This window comes from Mycobacterium sp. 852002-10029_SCH5224772 (genome assembly GCF_001667315.1).
GTDB lineage: Bacteria > Actinomycetota > Actinomycetes > Mycobacteriales > Mycobacteriaceae > Mycobacterium.
Genome location: NZ_LZHT01000116.1, coordinates 1 through 13768 on the forward strand (window position 1 = coordinate 1; position 13768 = coordinate 13768).

General features: G+C 68.9%; 14 protein-coding genes. 5 read left to right on the top strand and 9 right to left on the bottom strand.

Annotated elements, in window-relative coordinates; all coding sequences use genetic code 11:
• On the top strand, window positions 1–84 hold an 84-nt coding region (locus tag A5775_RS25930), incomplete at its 5' end, for a hypothetical protein (RefSeq protein WP_231995237.1).
• Window positions 85–167: 83 nt separating this feature from the next.
• Here A5775_RS25930 and fbaA read toward each other — a convergent pair.
• The gene (fbaA, locus tag A5775_RS20785; RefSeq protein WP_067256570.1) at window positions 168–1202 is read right to left on the bottom strand and encodes a class II fructose-bisphosphate aldolase; all 1035 of its coding nucleotides are present in this window, start codon (window positions 1200–1202) and stop codon (window positions 168–170) included.
• A gap of 83 nt (window positions 1203–1285) precedes the next feature.
• Between fbaA and A5775_RS20790 the strand changes: the two genes are divergently transcribed.
• Window positions 1286–1978 carry a DedA family protein gene (locus A5775_RS20790; protein WP_067256572.1) on the top strand — a complete coding sequence of 231 codons (693 nt, stop codon included), beginning with the start codon at window positions 1286–1288 and terminating at the stop codon, window positions 1976–1978.
• A gap of 15 nt (window positions 1979–1993) precedes the next feature.
• Here the strand turns inward: A5775_RS20790 and A5775_RS26140 are convergent, their stop codons facing one another.
• The 8 genes from A5775_RS26140 to clpB form a co-directional block, all read right to left on the bottom strand.
• Window positions 1994–3343: a 3-oxoacid CoA-transferase gene (locus A5775_RS26140; protein WP_067256574.1), complete on the bottom strand. Its 1350-nt coding sequence runs from the start codon at window positions 3341–3343 to the stop codon at window positions 1994–1996.
• Window positions 3340–4479, bottom strand: a complete 1140-nt coding sequence (locus tag A5775_RS20800; protein WP_067256576.1) for a glycoside hydrolase family 76 protein — start codon at window positions 4477–4479, stop codon at window positions 3340–3342. The genes A5775_RS26140 and A5775_RS20800 overlap by 4 nt, the downstream gene beginning before the upstream one ends.
• A 154-nt stretch (window positions 4480–4633) precedes the next feature.
• Window positions 4634–5281: an RNA methyltransferase gene (locus tag A5775_RS20805; RefSeq protein ID WP_067256671.1), complete on the bottom strand. Its 648-nt coding sequence runs from the start codon at window positions 5279–5281 to the stop codon at window positions 4634–4636.
• A complete protein-coding gene (locus A5775_RS20810) occupies window positions 5278–6180 on the bottom strand; it encodes a hypothetical protein (protein ID WP_067256579.1) in 903 nt (300 codons plus the stop codon). The genes A5775_RS20805 and A5775_RS20810 overlap by 4 nt, the downstream gene beginning before the upstream one ends.
• A 12-nt stretch (window positions 6181–6192) precedes the next feature.
• Window positions 6193–6732, bottom strand: a complete 540-nt coding sequence (gene pyrE, locus A5775_RS20815; protein WP_067256676.1) for an orotate phosphoribosyltransferase — start codon at window positions 6730–6732, stop codon at window positions 6193–6195.
• Window positions 6719–7492 (bottom strand): SDR family oxidoreductase, encoded by a 774-nt coding sequence (locus A5775_RS20820; protein ID WP_067256674.1) that lies wholly within the window; start codon window positions 7490–7492, stop codon window positions 6719–6721. Before A5775_RS20820 ends, pyrE begins: the two co-directional genes overlap by 14 nt.
• Window positions 7493–7538: 46 nt before the next feature.
• Window positions 7539–8417 carry a trehalose monomycolate transport factor TtfA gene (ttfA, locus tag A5775_RS20825; protein ID WP_067256581.1) on the bottom strand — a complete coding sequence of 293 codons (879 nt, stop codon included), beginning with the start codon at window positions 8415–8417 and terminating at the stop codon, window positions 7539–7541.
• Between the two features lie 92 nt (window positions 8418–8509).
• Window positions 8510–11056 carry an ATP-dependent chaperone ClpB gene (clpB, locus tag A5775_RS20830; RefSeq protein WP_067256583.1) on the bottom strand — a complete coding sequence of 849 codons (2547 nt, stop codon included), beginning with the start codon at window positions 11054–11056 and terminating at the stop codon, window positions 8510–8512.
• Window positions 11057–11189: 133 nt separating this feature from the next.
• Here clpB and A5775_RS20835 point away from each other — a divergent pair, with 133 nt between their 5' ends.
• From A5775_RS20835 to A5775_RS20845, 3 genes are read left to right on the top strand one after another with little or no spacing between them, the layout of a single operon-like run.
• Window positions 11190–11630 (top strand): DUF3060 domain-containing protein, encoded by a 441-nt coding sequence (locus A5775_RS20835; protein WP_231995233.1) that lies wholly within the window; start codon window positions 11190–11192, stop codon window positions 11628–11630.
• A 32-nt stretch (window positions 11631–11662) separates the two neighbouring features.
• On the top strand, window positions 11663–12853 hold the full coding sequence (locus A5775_RS20840) for an FAD-binding oxidoreductase (RefSeq protein ID WP_067256586.1): 1191 nt from the start codon (window positions 11663–11665) through the stop codon (window positions 12851–12853).
• A 2-nt stretch (window positions 12854–12855) separates the two neighbouring features.
• Window positions 12856–13758 carry an aldose 1-epimerase gene (locus tag A5775_RS20845; RefSeq protein WP_067256588.1) on the top strand — a complete coding sequence of 301 codons (903 nt, stop codon included), beginning with the start codon at window positions 12856–12858 and terminating at the stop codon, window positions 13756–13758.
• Window positions 13759–13768 lie beyond the last annotated feature (10 nt).

Here is a 13768-nt window from a genome sequence, read left to right on the forward strand (position 1 = left end):
GACCCGCTGGTGCGCTCCACCCGCAGCCTGGACCTGCAGTACCGCGACGACCAGTGGAAGATCTGCCAGTCCCCCAGCGGCTAGCTTGTGGCCGAGTGTGCGGCCGGCCGCACGTTCGGTAGCGCGCGCGCGGCCAGCCGCACGTTCGGGGATAGCGACGCGGACGGTTAGCCCGAGAGGGACTTTCCGGCGCAGTGCAGGTCGGTGCACGCCTGAACCACGCGCTCGGACATCGACGCCTCGGCCTTCTTGAGGTAACTGCGGGGGTCGTAGGCCTTCTTGTCACCGACCTCCCCGTCGACCTTGAGCACGCCGTCGTAGTTGCTGAACATGTGACCGGCGATCGGGCGGGTGAACGCGTACTGGGTGTCGGTGTCGACGTTCATCTTCACCACGCCGTAGCGCAGCGCCTCCTCGATCTCCGACTTCTGCGAGCCCGAGCCGCCGTGGAAGACGAAGTCGAACGGCCGGGCGCCGTCGGGCAGTCCCAGCTTGGCCGCCGCCACCTTCTGCCCCTGGGCCAGGATGTCGGGGCGCAGCTTGACGTTGCCGGGCTTGTAGACGCCGTGGACGTTGCCGAACGTGGCGGCCAGCAGGTACCTGCCGTGCTCGCCGTGGCCCAGCGCATCGACGGTCTTCTCGAAGTCCTCCGGCGTGGTGTAGAGCTTGTCGTTGATCTCGTTGGCGACGCCGTCCTCTTCCCCGCCCACCACGCCGATCTCGATCTCGAGGATGACCTTGGCGGCCGCCGCCTCGGTGAGCAGTTCCTTCGCGATCACCAGGTTCTCGTCGATCGGCACCGCCGAACCGTCCCACATGTGCGACTGAAACAACGGTTCGCCGGCCGCGCTCACCCGCTCGGCCGAGATCGCCAGCAACGGGCGGACATAGGCGTCCAGCTTGTCCATGGGGCAGTGATCGGTGTGCAGCGCGACGTTGATCGGGTACCTGGCCGCAATGGACCGGGTGAACTCGGCCAGCGCCACCGCACCGGCCACCATGTCCCTGACCCCCAGACCGGACGCGAATTCCGCACCGCCGGTGGAGAATTGGATGATTCCGTCACTGCCCGCGTCAGCGAAGCCCTTGAGGGTCGCGTTCACCGTCTCCGAGGAGGTGCAGTTGATCGCGGGGAAGGCATACGAGTGCTCCTTGGCGCGTCGCAGCATCTCGGCGTAAACCTCGGGCGTGGCGATGGGCATCAGAACCCCCTTCTGCGGCCGGGTCCACCCAGTATCGTCCAGGTCGGTCGGCGGCTCGCCCCGGGCCGGTATGTTGATGGATCATGAGCACCGCCGTGACGGCCCTGCCCGCCATCCTCGACCCGATGTACTGGTTGGGCGCCGACGGCGTCTTCGGGTCGGCGGTGCTGCCCGGGATCCTGGTCATCGTCTTCATCGAGACCGGGCTGCTGTTTCCGCTGCTGCCCGGCGAGTCGCTGCTGTTCACCGGCGGACTGCTGGCCGCGCACCCGCATCCACCGGTCAGCATCTGGGTGCTGGCGCCCTGCGTGGCTACGGTCGCGGTGCTGGGCGATCAAACCGGATATTTCATCGGGCGGCGGATCGGGCCCGCGCTGTTCAAAAAGGAAGATTCCCGGTTCTTCAAGAAGCACTACGTGACCGAGTCGCATGCCTTCTTCGAGAAGTACGGGGCCTGGGCGATCATCCTGGCCCGGTTCGCGCCGTTCGTGCGGACGTTCGTGCCGGTGATCGCCGGGGTGTCCTACATGCGTTATCCGCTGTTCCTGGGGTTCGACATCGTCGGCGGCATCGCCTGGGGCGGCGGTGCGACGCTCGCGGGCTACTTCCTGGGCAACGTGCCGTTCGTGCACCACAACCTGGAAAAGATCATCCTGGGGATCCTGTTCGTGTCCATGATCCCGGCGTTCATCGCGGCCTGGCGCGGTTATCGGGGGCGACGCCGCCCGACGGACACGGCCAGCCGCGAACCCGAACGGCAGCCGGCCTCCGAGTAGCCGGCCACGCGCGGGTCAGACCGCGACTTTGAAATCGCAGCCGGTCTTGGCGCGGACGTCCTCGACCGTCACGCCGGGATGCAATTCCGTGAGCACCAGCCCCTGGCCCGGCTCGACGTCGAAGACGCACAGGTTGGTGATGATCATGTCGACGACGCCCTTGCCGGTCAGGGGCAGCGTGCATTGCTTGAGGATCTTCGGGCTGCCGTCTTTCGCGGTGTGATCCATGACGACTATCACCCGCTTGATGCCCGACACGAGATCCATTGCGCCGCCTGGACCCTTGACCATCTTGCCCGGCACCATCCAGTTGGCCAGGTCGCCGTTCTCGGCCACCTCGAGCCCGCCCAGGATGGACAGGTCGATGTGGCCACCGCGGATCATCGCGAAGGAATCGGCGCTGCTGAAAAAGCTGGAGCCGGGCAGGCTCGTGATGGTCTGCTTGCCCGCGTTGATGAGATCGGGATCCACGGAGTCCTCGCTCGGGTAGGCCCCGATGCCGAGCAAGCCGTTCTCCGACTGCAGCGTGACGTTGATGTTGTCGGGAATGAAGTTGGCCACCAACGTCGGGATGCCGATGCCCAGGTTCACGTAGTAGCCGTCGCGCAATTCCCGGGCCGCGCGCTGGGCCATGAGCTCGCGAATGGGGCTGTCGTTCTTCAGCGCGGCGCCACCGCTCGTGGTGCGGAACTCGATGCGCTTCTCGTAGCCGCTTCCCACGATGATGCGGTCCACATAGATGCCGGGGGTGTGGACCAGGTCCGGATCCAGCTCCCCGACCTCGACCAGCTCTTCGACCTCGGCCACCGTCACCGCGGCGCAGGTGGCGATCATCGGGTTGAAGTTACGCGCGGTCTTGCGGTAGACGAGATTGCCCGCCGTGTCGCCCTTCCACGCCTTGACGAGCGCCACATCCGCCCGGATGCCTTCTTCCAGAACGTATTCCGTGCCATCGAAGACCCGGGTGTCCTTGCCGTCGGCGAGATTGGTGCCGTAGGCCGTCCGCGTGTAGAACCCGGGAATCCCCGCGCCGCCGGCGCGCAGCTTCTCCGCCAGCGTGCCCTGCGGCGTGAGCGTGAGATCCAGCTCGCCGGCCAGCACCTGGCGCTCGAACTCCTTGTTCTCGCCGACATAGGAGGCGATCACCTTCTTCACCTGCCTGCCCTTGAGCAGCAGGCCCATGCCGAAATCGTCTACGCCGGCGTTGTTTCCGACGATGGTGAGGTCCTTGATGCCGCTGTCCACCAGAGCCCGGATCAGCTTCTCCGGGATGCCGCACAGGCCGAAGCCGCCGGCGGCGATGGTGATGCCGTCCTGCAGCAGGCCGTGCAACGCCGACTCCGCGTCGGGGTGGACTTTCTTCACAGGGCACTCCTGTCCTTGTGCGACGATTCGGCGGAGACGTTACAGGCGGCCTCCATGAGCATCCACCCCGACAGCTGCACCGACAGATCCCGTTCGGGGACCTCGGAAGCCATCACCGCGCCCTCGACGAACTCCGCCTGTTTGCCGCCCGCCGTGGGCACCTGCGCGTCGCGGTCCCAGAAGGCGCCGAACACCGGCAGCCCGTTCACCGTCTGCCGATAGTCCCAGGCAGACTTCGCGCTGGCCAGCACGATCCGCCGGGCGGTGTCGCGGGCCACCACGTCCTCCGGCGACTCCCCCGGCAGCGTGGTCGCCACCAGCGCCAGGTACCGCGCGGTCACACCGGCGAACAGCCCCCCGTCGCCGCCGCCGGCGCCGGCCAGCACACCCGCCGGTGCCATGTGGTCGTGCACGGCCGCGACCAGTCGATGCACCCGCGCCGCGTGCCGCGCCCGGACCTCCGCCCCGGTGCGGGCGGCCAGCTCGGTCTCGAGCCCCAGCACCACGCCCTGGCAGTAGGTGTACTGGGCGCGCACCAGCGACCCGGCCTTGATGCCGTCGAACACCAGGTGCGTCTCGGGGTCGATCAGCGTCTGGTCGATCCAATTCGCGATCTGCTCGGCAAGTTTCAGGTGATTCCCGTACCGGGCGAGGAAGATCCCCGCGGGGCCGTTGGCCGGGGCGTTGAAGAACTTGTCCTGCTTGCGCCAGGGGATGCCGCCGCCGTCCTCGGGCGACCAGGCCTTGACGAATTGGGCGGCGAGCTTGGGCAACGCTTTTCGGCGCTCGACGCCGGCGATGCGGGCGGCACGTTCGAGCGCCAGCGCCAGCCAGGCCATGTCGTCGTAGTAGCTGTTGATCCACGAGAGGTTGTTGCGCAGCCGATGCGACCGGACCTGCCGGTTGATCTCGGCGTGCCGGTGCGGCTGCGGATCGCGCGCCTCGGCGTCGACGAGGCAGTCCAGCAGATGCGCCTGCCACCAGTAGTGCCAGGTGCCGAACCACCGGTCTTTGCGCTGCGCCGGCCAGGCCACCACCCCGAGCTGGGTTGCGGGCAGTCCCCACAGCCGCTTCAGGTGTCGCTGGGTGACAGCGGCTTCGCAGCTGGCCGCGAGGTTGGCCCATAGCTGATCCATACCTGCCGATCCTGCCCCATCGGCTTTCCGCGCGTCGTCACGGCGTGGAGTGTGAACACCGGGCTTTCGGTGTGACTGTGCGGCGGCGACACGCCGGGCGGGACCGCCGCCCGTTCACTCTCAAGGCCGTGGACTCACACTCGAGGTCGGTGCGCTACCAGGCGCGGGACAGGTCGGCGTGCTGCTCGACCCAGGCGTGCATGGCGATTCCCGCGGCGACCCCCGCGTTGATGCTGCGCGTCGAGCCGAACTGCGCGATCGACACCGTCAGCGTCGCGCCGGTTCGGGTGTCGTCGGTGATGCCGGGGCCCTCCTGACCGAACACCAGCAGGCACTCGCGCGGCAGCGCGGTCTCCTCGAGACGCGCCGCCCCCGGGACGTTGTCGACGGCGACGACGGTCAGACCGGCGTCCGCCGCGAAGGCGAGCAGCTCGGCGGTGTCGTCGTGGTGGCATAACCGCTGATAGCGGTCGGTCACCATGGCGCCGCGGCGATTCCACCGTCGCCGCCCCACGATGTGCACGGTGTGCACCGCGAAGGCGTTGGCGGTGCGCACCACCGAACCGATGTTGGCGTCGTGACCGAAGTTCTCGATCGCCACGTGCAGCGGATGCCGGCGCCGGTCGATGTCGGCGATGATCGCTTCCCGCGTCCAGTACCGGTAGGCGTCGACGACATTGCGAGTGTCGCCCTCGCGCAACAGGATTGGGTCATACCGCGGGTCGTCGGGTGGTTCGCCCGGCCACGGCCCGACGCCGGCGGGCGGGGTCGCGGACCATTCGGTGGGCCCGGGTCCGCTCATCGCTGCGTCCATACCCCGGCGTGCGTGCCGTCGACGGCCAGCGTCGCGTAGAACAGCGCGTCGTTGATCCCGCCCTGGGTGCACAGCGACGCGTTGACGTGCACGGCGTCCAGGGACGCCTCGGGCAGGATCAGCACCGACGACCCGTACGTCGCGCAGGCCGGATTCAGCCCCGGGGCGGGCAGCGTCGGCGAGGCCAGCAGCATCATCGGGCCGCCCCGCTTGGCGGACTCGTCGCGGTAGCGGGCCGCGACGGCGTCGGCTTCCAACCCGAGCAGCATGTAGCCGTTGCCGGTGAACGCCCCCGGATCACCCAGTTGCGCTTTGGTCACCGGCTTGCCGTCCGCCCGCCACGCGGTCAGGCTGGCGGTCTTGACGGCCAGGCCCCCGCTGTCGTTGGGGTTGGTCGGCAACAGGCCCACCGGGAAGGCGACCGGGTAGGCAGACGAGCTGTTCGGGATCCGGTCGCGCGGCGAGTAGCCGTAGATGCCGCGGACCTGACTCCGATCCTTCAGCGGCCCAAGGCAAACCGTGCCGGTGAGCCGGTCGCGTGGCGCCGACAGCGGCGCGGGAATGTCGCGCACGCTGGTCTTCGCGTTGTCGCAGCTGCCCAGACCGTCGGCCTCCATCGGATGAGCCAGGGCGCCGTACAGCCCGAAGCGGATGTCCTCGGGTTTGGCGTGCGGATCGTTGGCCGAGGCCGGACTCGCATCGACGTCGACGAGCACGTAGTCGCCGTCCCAGCGCAGGTTCGACACCGACATGTTCCACCCCAGCAGCGTCAGCGACTCGCCGAGTCGCGCTCCCTGGGCCCCGTAGGGCCGCGCGGCGTGGTTGGTCGATGAGCAGCCGGCCAGACAGAGCGCCAGGCACGCGGCGATCGCAAGGACGGTGCGCATGGTGAGACTTGACTACCCCAGCCCCAGCTCGGCCAGACCCAGCACGCTGCGGTAGGCAAGGCCCTCGGCCTCGATGGCCTCGGCGGCACCGGTGGCGCGATCCACCACGGTGGCCACCCCCAGCACCTCGCCACCGGCGTCCTGGACGGCACGCACCGCGGTCAGCGCCGAATTGCCCGTCGTGCTGGTGTCTTCGACCACCAGCACCCGCCTGCCGGAGACCTCGGAGCCCTCGATAAGTCGTTGCAGGCCATGGGCTTTGGCCGACTTGCGCACCACGAACGCGTCGATCGGGCGTCCCGGCGCGTGCATGATGGCTGTGGCCACCGGGTCGGCGCCCAGGGTGAGGCCGCCGACGACCGCGTAGTCCCAGTCGCTGGTCAGGTCGCGCATCAGCTTGCCGATAAGTGCCGAGGCCCGGTGGTGCAGGGTCGCCCGGCGCAGGTCGACGTAGTAGTCGGCCTCCTTGCCGGACGACAGCGTGACCCGGCCGTGCACCACCGCCAGCCGGCGCACCAGTTCGGCCAACTCCTCGAGCTCAGGTTCGGCCACGGCCACCACCGATTCGTTTGGTGACCGCCCGCATCAGGGTCCGCGGGATCATGCGCTCGCCGGCGATGATCGCCTTGTACTGCAGACCGGGAATGCTGATCACCTTGCCGCGGGCGATGTCGGCGAGGCTTTGGCTCACCACGTCGTCGACCTCGAGCCACATGAACGACGGCGACGTGGACATGTCGATCCCGGCGCGGGTGTGAAATTCGGTGCGCACGTAGCCCGGGCAGACGGCGTGCACGGAAACCCCGGTGCCCTGAAGTCCGACGGATAGGCCCTCGCTGAAAGAGATCACCCACGCCTTGGACGCCGAATAGGTCGATCCCCGCCCCGGCACCAGCCCGGCGACGCTGGCGATGTTGATGACGGTGCCTGCGCCGGCGTCGAGCATGGCCGGCAGGGCCGCCCGGGTGAGGTGCATGACGGCGGTGACGTTGACGTCGAGCTGGGACTGCAGCAGCGCGGGGTCGGTGGACCAGAAGTCGCCAGACGTGGCGAAGCCGGCGTTGTTCACCAGGACACGCACTCCGGCAGTGAGCCGATCGCAAACCCGTTGCCGGTCAGCCGGATCGCCCAGGTCGGCGGGAAGAACCTCGATGTTGCCGGCCGGGTCTTTCAATTCGTCGGCGAGCCTCGCCAAGCGCTCGGCGTCGCGGGCGACCAGCACCAGGTCGTAGCCGTCGCGGGCGAAGCGTCGCGCGTACCCGGCGCCGATCCCTGAGGTGGGCCCGGTGATCAGGGCTACGGGGCGGGGCATGAGCGACATCTTAATGACGGCGGCCCACCGGGCCCTTGGCTACCCGTCAGCGCTGATAGTTGCTGGCCTGGTGGCCGTTGCGCCCGGTCGGTGGGGGGCGGCGCAGCGTATCCGGACGCCCCTCCGGCCGTGGCTGGTCGCGACGCACCGGCTCTTGCGCGCGGCGACCGGGCTGGACGTCGGGGCCGATCAAGCCGGCCACATCCTGCTGGGCGCGCTTGGGCGGCAGCTCGGCGCGGCCCGCGGGCGCCAGCGGACGGCTCGGCGACGCGTTGCGCAGTCCCGCCGGCGCTCCGGCCTCCTGCGGGGTTTCCTCCGGCAGCGGCGGCAGCACCCGCAGCAGGTCGTTGAACTGCCGCACGGTGCGCAGGCCCTCGTCCCACTGGGTGCGGGTGCTGGTGATCGGCATGGCGACCAGCGTCCAGTTCTGCTCGTTCCACATGATCTCGGCGGAGTCCGGCGCGGTGTGGGCGAAGGTGACCATGCGGCGGTCGCAGGCGCGGCGGGCGGCGTCCAGGTTGGTGGAGTACACCATCCGCGGCCCGATCGCGCCCAGCAGCCAAATGTCGCTCTCCCGTGGCTCTTTGAGCCCCTTGAGCCGCAGGTCCACCACGACGTTGGTGCCCACCTTGCGGTGCAGCGCGATCACCGTGGCGACTTCCTCGAGGTCGAAGATGTACACCGCCTCGCCGCGGATCTGGCCCAGCACCACGTTCTGGGCGGCCACGTCGCCCACCGTCGACATCACGCCGCGCTTCCAGCGCTTGAGGATGTCGGTCGATTCACGCTCGTAGTCGAATCCGTGCGACCGCGCCCACGACTTACGGCGTCTGCTGCGCCCACGCCGACGATCGACATCGACATACAGCAGCACCCCCGCGCCGACAAAGCACAGCGCGGACAGCGTGAACCAGAGGGGGACCATCCAAAACAGGGTATCTGCTATTGGCCCGGAACACAGAAGGCGACCAGGTCACAACCCAATCAAGGTTTGCTGCGCCCACCGAGGGGCGCAACTTACCCGAGGATCAGGGTGTCGCCGTCGGGGCTCACGTTGACCGGAACGGTGTCGCCGTCGTGCACGTCGCCGGCCAACAACAGCTTGGCCAGCTGGTCACCGATGGCCTTCTGCACCAGCCGGCGCAGCGGCCGCGCGCCGTACACCGGGTCGAATCCGCGGTGTGCGAGCCACTGCTTGGCGGGCAGCGACACCTCCAGCGTGAGGCGACGCTGCGCCAGCCGCTTTTGCAGCTGGGCCAGCTGGATGTCGACGATCGACACCAGTTCGCCGGGTTCGAGCCCGTGGAAGATGATCACGTCGTCGAGCCTGTTGATGAACTCCGGCTTGAACGCCGAGCGCACCGCGGCCATCACCTGCTCCTCGGTGCCACCCGATCCCAGGTTGGACGTCAGGATCAGGATCGTGTTGCGGAAGTCGACCGTGCGGCCCTGCCCGTCGGTGAGCCGGCCCTCGTCGAGCACCTGCAACAGCACGTCGAACACATCCGGGTGCGCCTTCTCGATCTCGTCGAACAGGATCACCGTGTAGGGACGCCGGCGCACCGCCTCCGTCAGCTGACCGCCCTGGTCGTAGCCGATGTACCCGGGAGGGGCACCGACGAGGCGGGCGACCGAGTGCTTCTCGCCGTACTCGCTCATGTCGATGCGGACCATCGCGCGCTCGTCGTCGAACAGGAACTCCGCCAGCGCCTTGGCCAGCTCGGTCTTACCGACGCCGGTCGGCCCGAGGAACATGAACGATCCGGTCGGCCGGTTGGGGTCGGCGACACCCGCCCGGGCACGGCGCACGGCGTCGGACACGGCCGTCACCGCCTTGCGCTGCCCGATGACGCGCTTGCCCAGCTCGTCCTCCATGCGCAGCAGTTTGGCGGTCTCGCCTTCGAGCATCCGCCCGGCCGGGATGCCGGTCCACGCCGACACCACGTCGGCGATGTCGTCGGGGCCGACCTCCTCCTTGAGCATCACGTTCTCGCGGGCCTCGGCCTGCGGGAGCGCGGCGTCGAGCTTCTTCTCGACCTCGGGGATGCGCCCGTAGCGCAGCTCGGCGGCCTTGGCCAGGTCGCCGTCGCGTTCGGCGCGCTCGGACTCCCCGCGCAGCGCTTCCAGCTGTTCCTTGAGCTCGCGCACGATGTCGATCGCGTTCTTCTCGTTCTGCCAGCGGGTGGTGAGCTCGGCCAGCTTCTCCTTCTGATCGGCCAGCTCGGAGCGCAACTTCTCCAGCCGCTCCTTGGACGCCTCGTCCTCCTCCTTGGCCAGCGCCATCTCCTCGATCTCCAGGCGGCGCACCAGGCGCTCGACCTCGTCGATCTCGACGGGCCGCGAGTCGATCTCCATCTTCAGCCGGCTGGCGGCCTCGTCGACCAGATCGATGGCCTTGTCCGGCAGGAAGCGCGCGGTGATGTAGCGGTCGGACAGCGTCGCCGCGGCCACCAGGGCCGAGTCGGTGATGCGCACCCCGTGGTGCACCTCGTAGCGGTCCTTCAGCCCGCGCAGGATGCCGACGGTGTCCTCCACCGACGGCTCCCCGACCAGCACCTGCTGGAAGCGGCGCTCCAGCGCGGCGTCCTTCTCGATGTACTTGCGGTACTCGTCGAGCGTGGTGGCACCGACCAGGCGCAGCTCGCCGCGGGCCAGCATCGGCTTGATCATGTTGCCGGCGTCCATCGCGCCCTCGCCGGTCGCGCCGGCACCGACGATGGTGTGCACCTCGTCGATGAAGGTGATGATCTGCCCGGCGGAGTTCTTGATGTCGTCGAGGACGGCCTTGAGGCGCTCCTCGAACTCGCCGCGATATTTCGCGCCGGCCACCATCGAGCCGAGGTCCAGGCTGATGACGGTCTTGTCGCGCAGGCTCTCCGGCACGTCGCCGGCGACGATGCGCTGGGCCAGGCCCTCCACGATCGCGGTCTTGCCGACGCCGGGCTCACCGATCAGCACCGGGTTGTTCTTGGTGCGCCGGCTCAGCACCTGCACGACGCGGCGAATCTCGTTGTCGCGGCCGATGACCGGGTCCAGTTTGCCCTCGCGGGCGCGCGCGGTCAGGTCGGTGGAGTACTTCTCCAGCGCCTGGTAGGTGGCCTCGGGGTCGGCGCTGGTGACCCGGGCGCTGCCGCGGACCTTGACGAACGCCTCCCGCAGGGCCTGCGGTGACGCGCCGTGCCCGGTGAGCAGCTTGGCGACCTCCGAGTCGCCGGTGGCCAGGCCCACCATCAGGTGTTCGGTGGAGACGTACTCGTCGTCCATCTCGGTGGCCAGTTGCTGGGCGGTGGTGATGGCGGCCAGCGACTCGCGCGACAGCTGCGGTTGCGAGCTGGCGCCGCTGGCCTGCGGCAGCTGCTCGAGCAGGCGCTCGGCTTCGGCGCGAATGGTGGCGGGCAAGACCCCCACGGCCTCCAGCAGCGGCGCGGCGATGCCGTCCGCCTGGGTCAGCAACGCCATCAGCAGGTGGGCCGGCCGTATCTCGGGGTTGCCGGCGGCCGAGGCCGCCTGCAGCGCCGAGGTCAGCGCCGCCTGGGTCTTGGTGGTCGGGTTGAAAGAGTCCACGACGCCTCCGTTCGGGTCGAAAAGGAGCTGGCAAAAATGCTTGTCTGGTTGTGCAACGTCGTCAAGGTTGAGTCTGTTCCGCTCAACTCTACCGAGTTTTGGGCCATACGCCGTACGGGGTACCCCCGAAGCGATGACACAGACGATGCAGCACCCCGACCAGGCCGACGCCGAGCTCGCCAGAACCCCGCGCCGAGGCACCGGCTTATGGCTGGCCGCCCTCGCCGCGGGATTGGCGCTCGCCGGCCTCATCTCAGTCGGGTTGCATACCGACCTCGCCAACGGCAGCCCGTCGACTGAGGTGCCGGACGCCGGGACGCTGCAGGTCAGCGGCGCCGGCACGACGAAGACGCTGCCCTGCCACGCCGGCTACCTGTCGGTGAGCGGCAAAAACAACACGATCACCCTTACCGGCCACTGCACCAGCGTCACCGTCTCCGGCGACGGCAATCGCGTCGCGGTCGACAGCACGGACGCGGCGAGCGCATCCGGAACCGGCAACGTCGTTCTCTACCACTGGGGTTCACCCAAGATCGTGAACTCCGGGACCACCAACATCGTCCGGCAAGGCTGAATCCACGGAATCCGAGCCTAGAATCGGGGCCCGTGAGCCTCGAGGACGTCCAAGCGCTGAGCGTCCTGCGCGACGCCTTCGAACCGGACGGCGCGAGCTCCTCGGGCTCCCACGGTGATTCCGGTGACCTCGTGCACCGCTTCTACACCCATTGGTTCGCCCTCGACGGCTCGGTGCGCGATCTGTTCCCGCCCGAAATGAGCGCGCAGCGTGTGGCTTTCGGCCATGCCTTGCACTGGGTGTACGGGGAACTCGTCGCGCGCCGCGCGCAGGAGCCGGTGGCGTTTTTGGCCCAGCTCGGGCGGGACCATCGCAAATACGGTGTGCTGCCGCATCATTACGAAACCCTGGGTCGCGCGCTGTTGGCGACGCTGCGCTCCCAGCTGGGCGCGGCCTGGACCTCCGCCGTCGACGACGCGGCCAGACAGTCGCTGAACCTGATCACCGGGGTGATGAGCGGCGCCGCGGACGCCGAGGAGGGACCCGCCTGGTGGGACGGCACCGTCATCGAGCACCTGCGGGTGTCCCGCGATCTGGCGGTCGTTCGCCTGCAGCTCGATCAGCCGATGCGCTACCACCCCGGGCAATACGTCAACGCCCATGTGCCGCAATGCCCGCGCCGCTGGCGGTATCTGAGCCCCGCCATTCCGGCCGATCCCGGCGGCGGGATCGAATTCCACGTCCGCCTGGTGCCCGGCGGCTTGGTCAGCACCGCGATCGTCAATGAAACCCGGCCCGGCGACCGGTGGCGGCTGTCCAGCCCGCACGGCGGCCTGGGCGTCGACCGGGAGGGCGGCGACGTGCTGATGGTCGCCGGCAGCACGGGGCTGGCGCCGCTGCGGGCGCTGATCATGGACCTGTGCCGGTATGCGGTGAACCCGCGGATACATCTGTTCTTCGGCGCGCGCTACCGCTGCGAACTCTACGATCTGCCGACCTTGTGGCAGGTCGCGTCGCACAATCCGTGGTTGTCGGTCTCGCCGGTCTCGGAGTACCGCGCCGACCCGGCCTGGGCCGCCGACTATCCCGACGTCACCCCGCCGCGCGGCCTGCACGTGCACCAGACCGGCCGGCTGCCCGATGTGGTGACCAAGTACGGCGGCTGGGGGGACCGGCAAATCCTGATCTGCGGCGGGCCGGCGATGGTCAGCGCCACCAAGTCCGCCCTGATCGCCAAAGGCGCTGTGCCCGAACGCATTCAGCACGATCCGCTCTGGAGGTAGCCATGCACGTCGTCACCCTGCGCGATCCTTCGTCGCCACTGGTTGCCCAGTTCGTTCCCGACGCGGGCATGATCGGCACGTCGTTACGCGACGACGGCGCGGAGCTGCTCGGCCAGCGCCGCGGCCTGGACGCCTACATCAGCGACGGCAAGACGATGGGGATCCCGATCCTGTATCCATGGGCAAACCGGTTGGGCGAGAACACCTATGCCGCACAGGGCGCGACGGTCACCCTGACCCCGGGCGAAAACGGGGTGCGTGCCGACCCCAACGGGCTGCCCATCCACGGTGTCTTGGCCGCCTATCCCGGCTGGCGGGTGACTCCCGAGACCGACAACGAGTTGACCGCGCAGCTGGATTTCGGTGCCGATCCGCAGTTGCTGGCCAGCTTCCCGTACCCGCATGTGCTGACCATTACCGTGCGGCTGGCCGACCGGACCCTGACGGTGCGGACCACCGTCGCCGCCACCGGCGACTCGGCGGTCCCGCTGTGCTTCGGCTTTCACCCCTACCTGCAGCTGCCGGACGTGGCCCGCGGCGATTGGATCATCGAGACGCCGGCGCTGCGCCACCTGGGTCTCGACGACAGGGGGCTGCCCACCGGCCAGGCCGAGCCACAGCCGGCACGAGAAGAGGCGTTGCGCGACAAGACTTTCGACGACGCCTACGACCAGGTGGCCAACGGCGCGGTGTTCGCGGTGTCCGGCGGCGGACGCCGCATCGAGGTGCATTTCGAACGAGGCTATCCGGCGGCGCAGATCTTCGCGCCGCCGGTCGAGGATCCCGCCACGGCCATCGTGTGCTTTGAGCCGATGACCGCGCCGACCGACGCGCTGCGCCGCGGCGGCTACCGCTGTGCGCGGCCGGGCGAACCGGCGGTGACGCAGTTTTCGATCCGGGTGTGATGACAGTGAC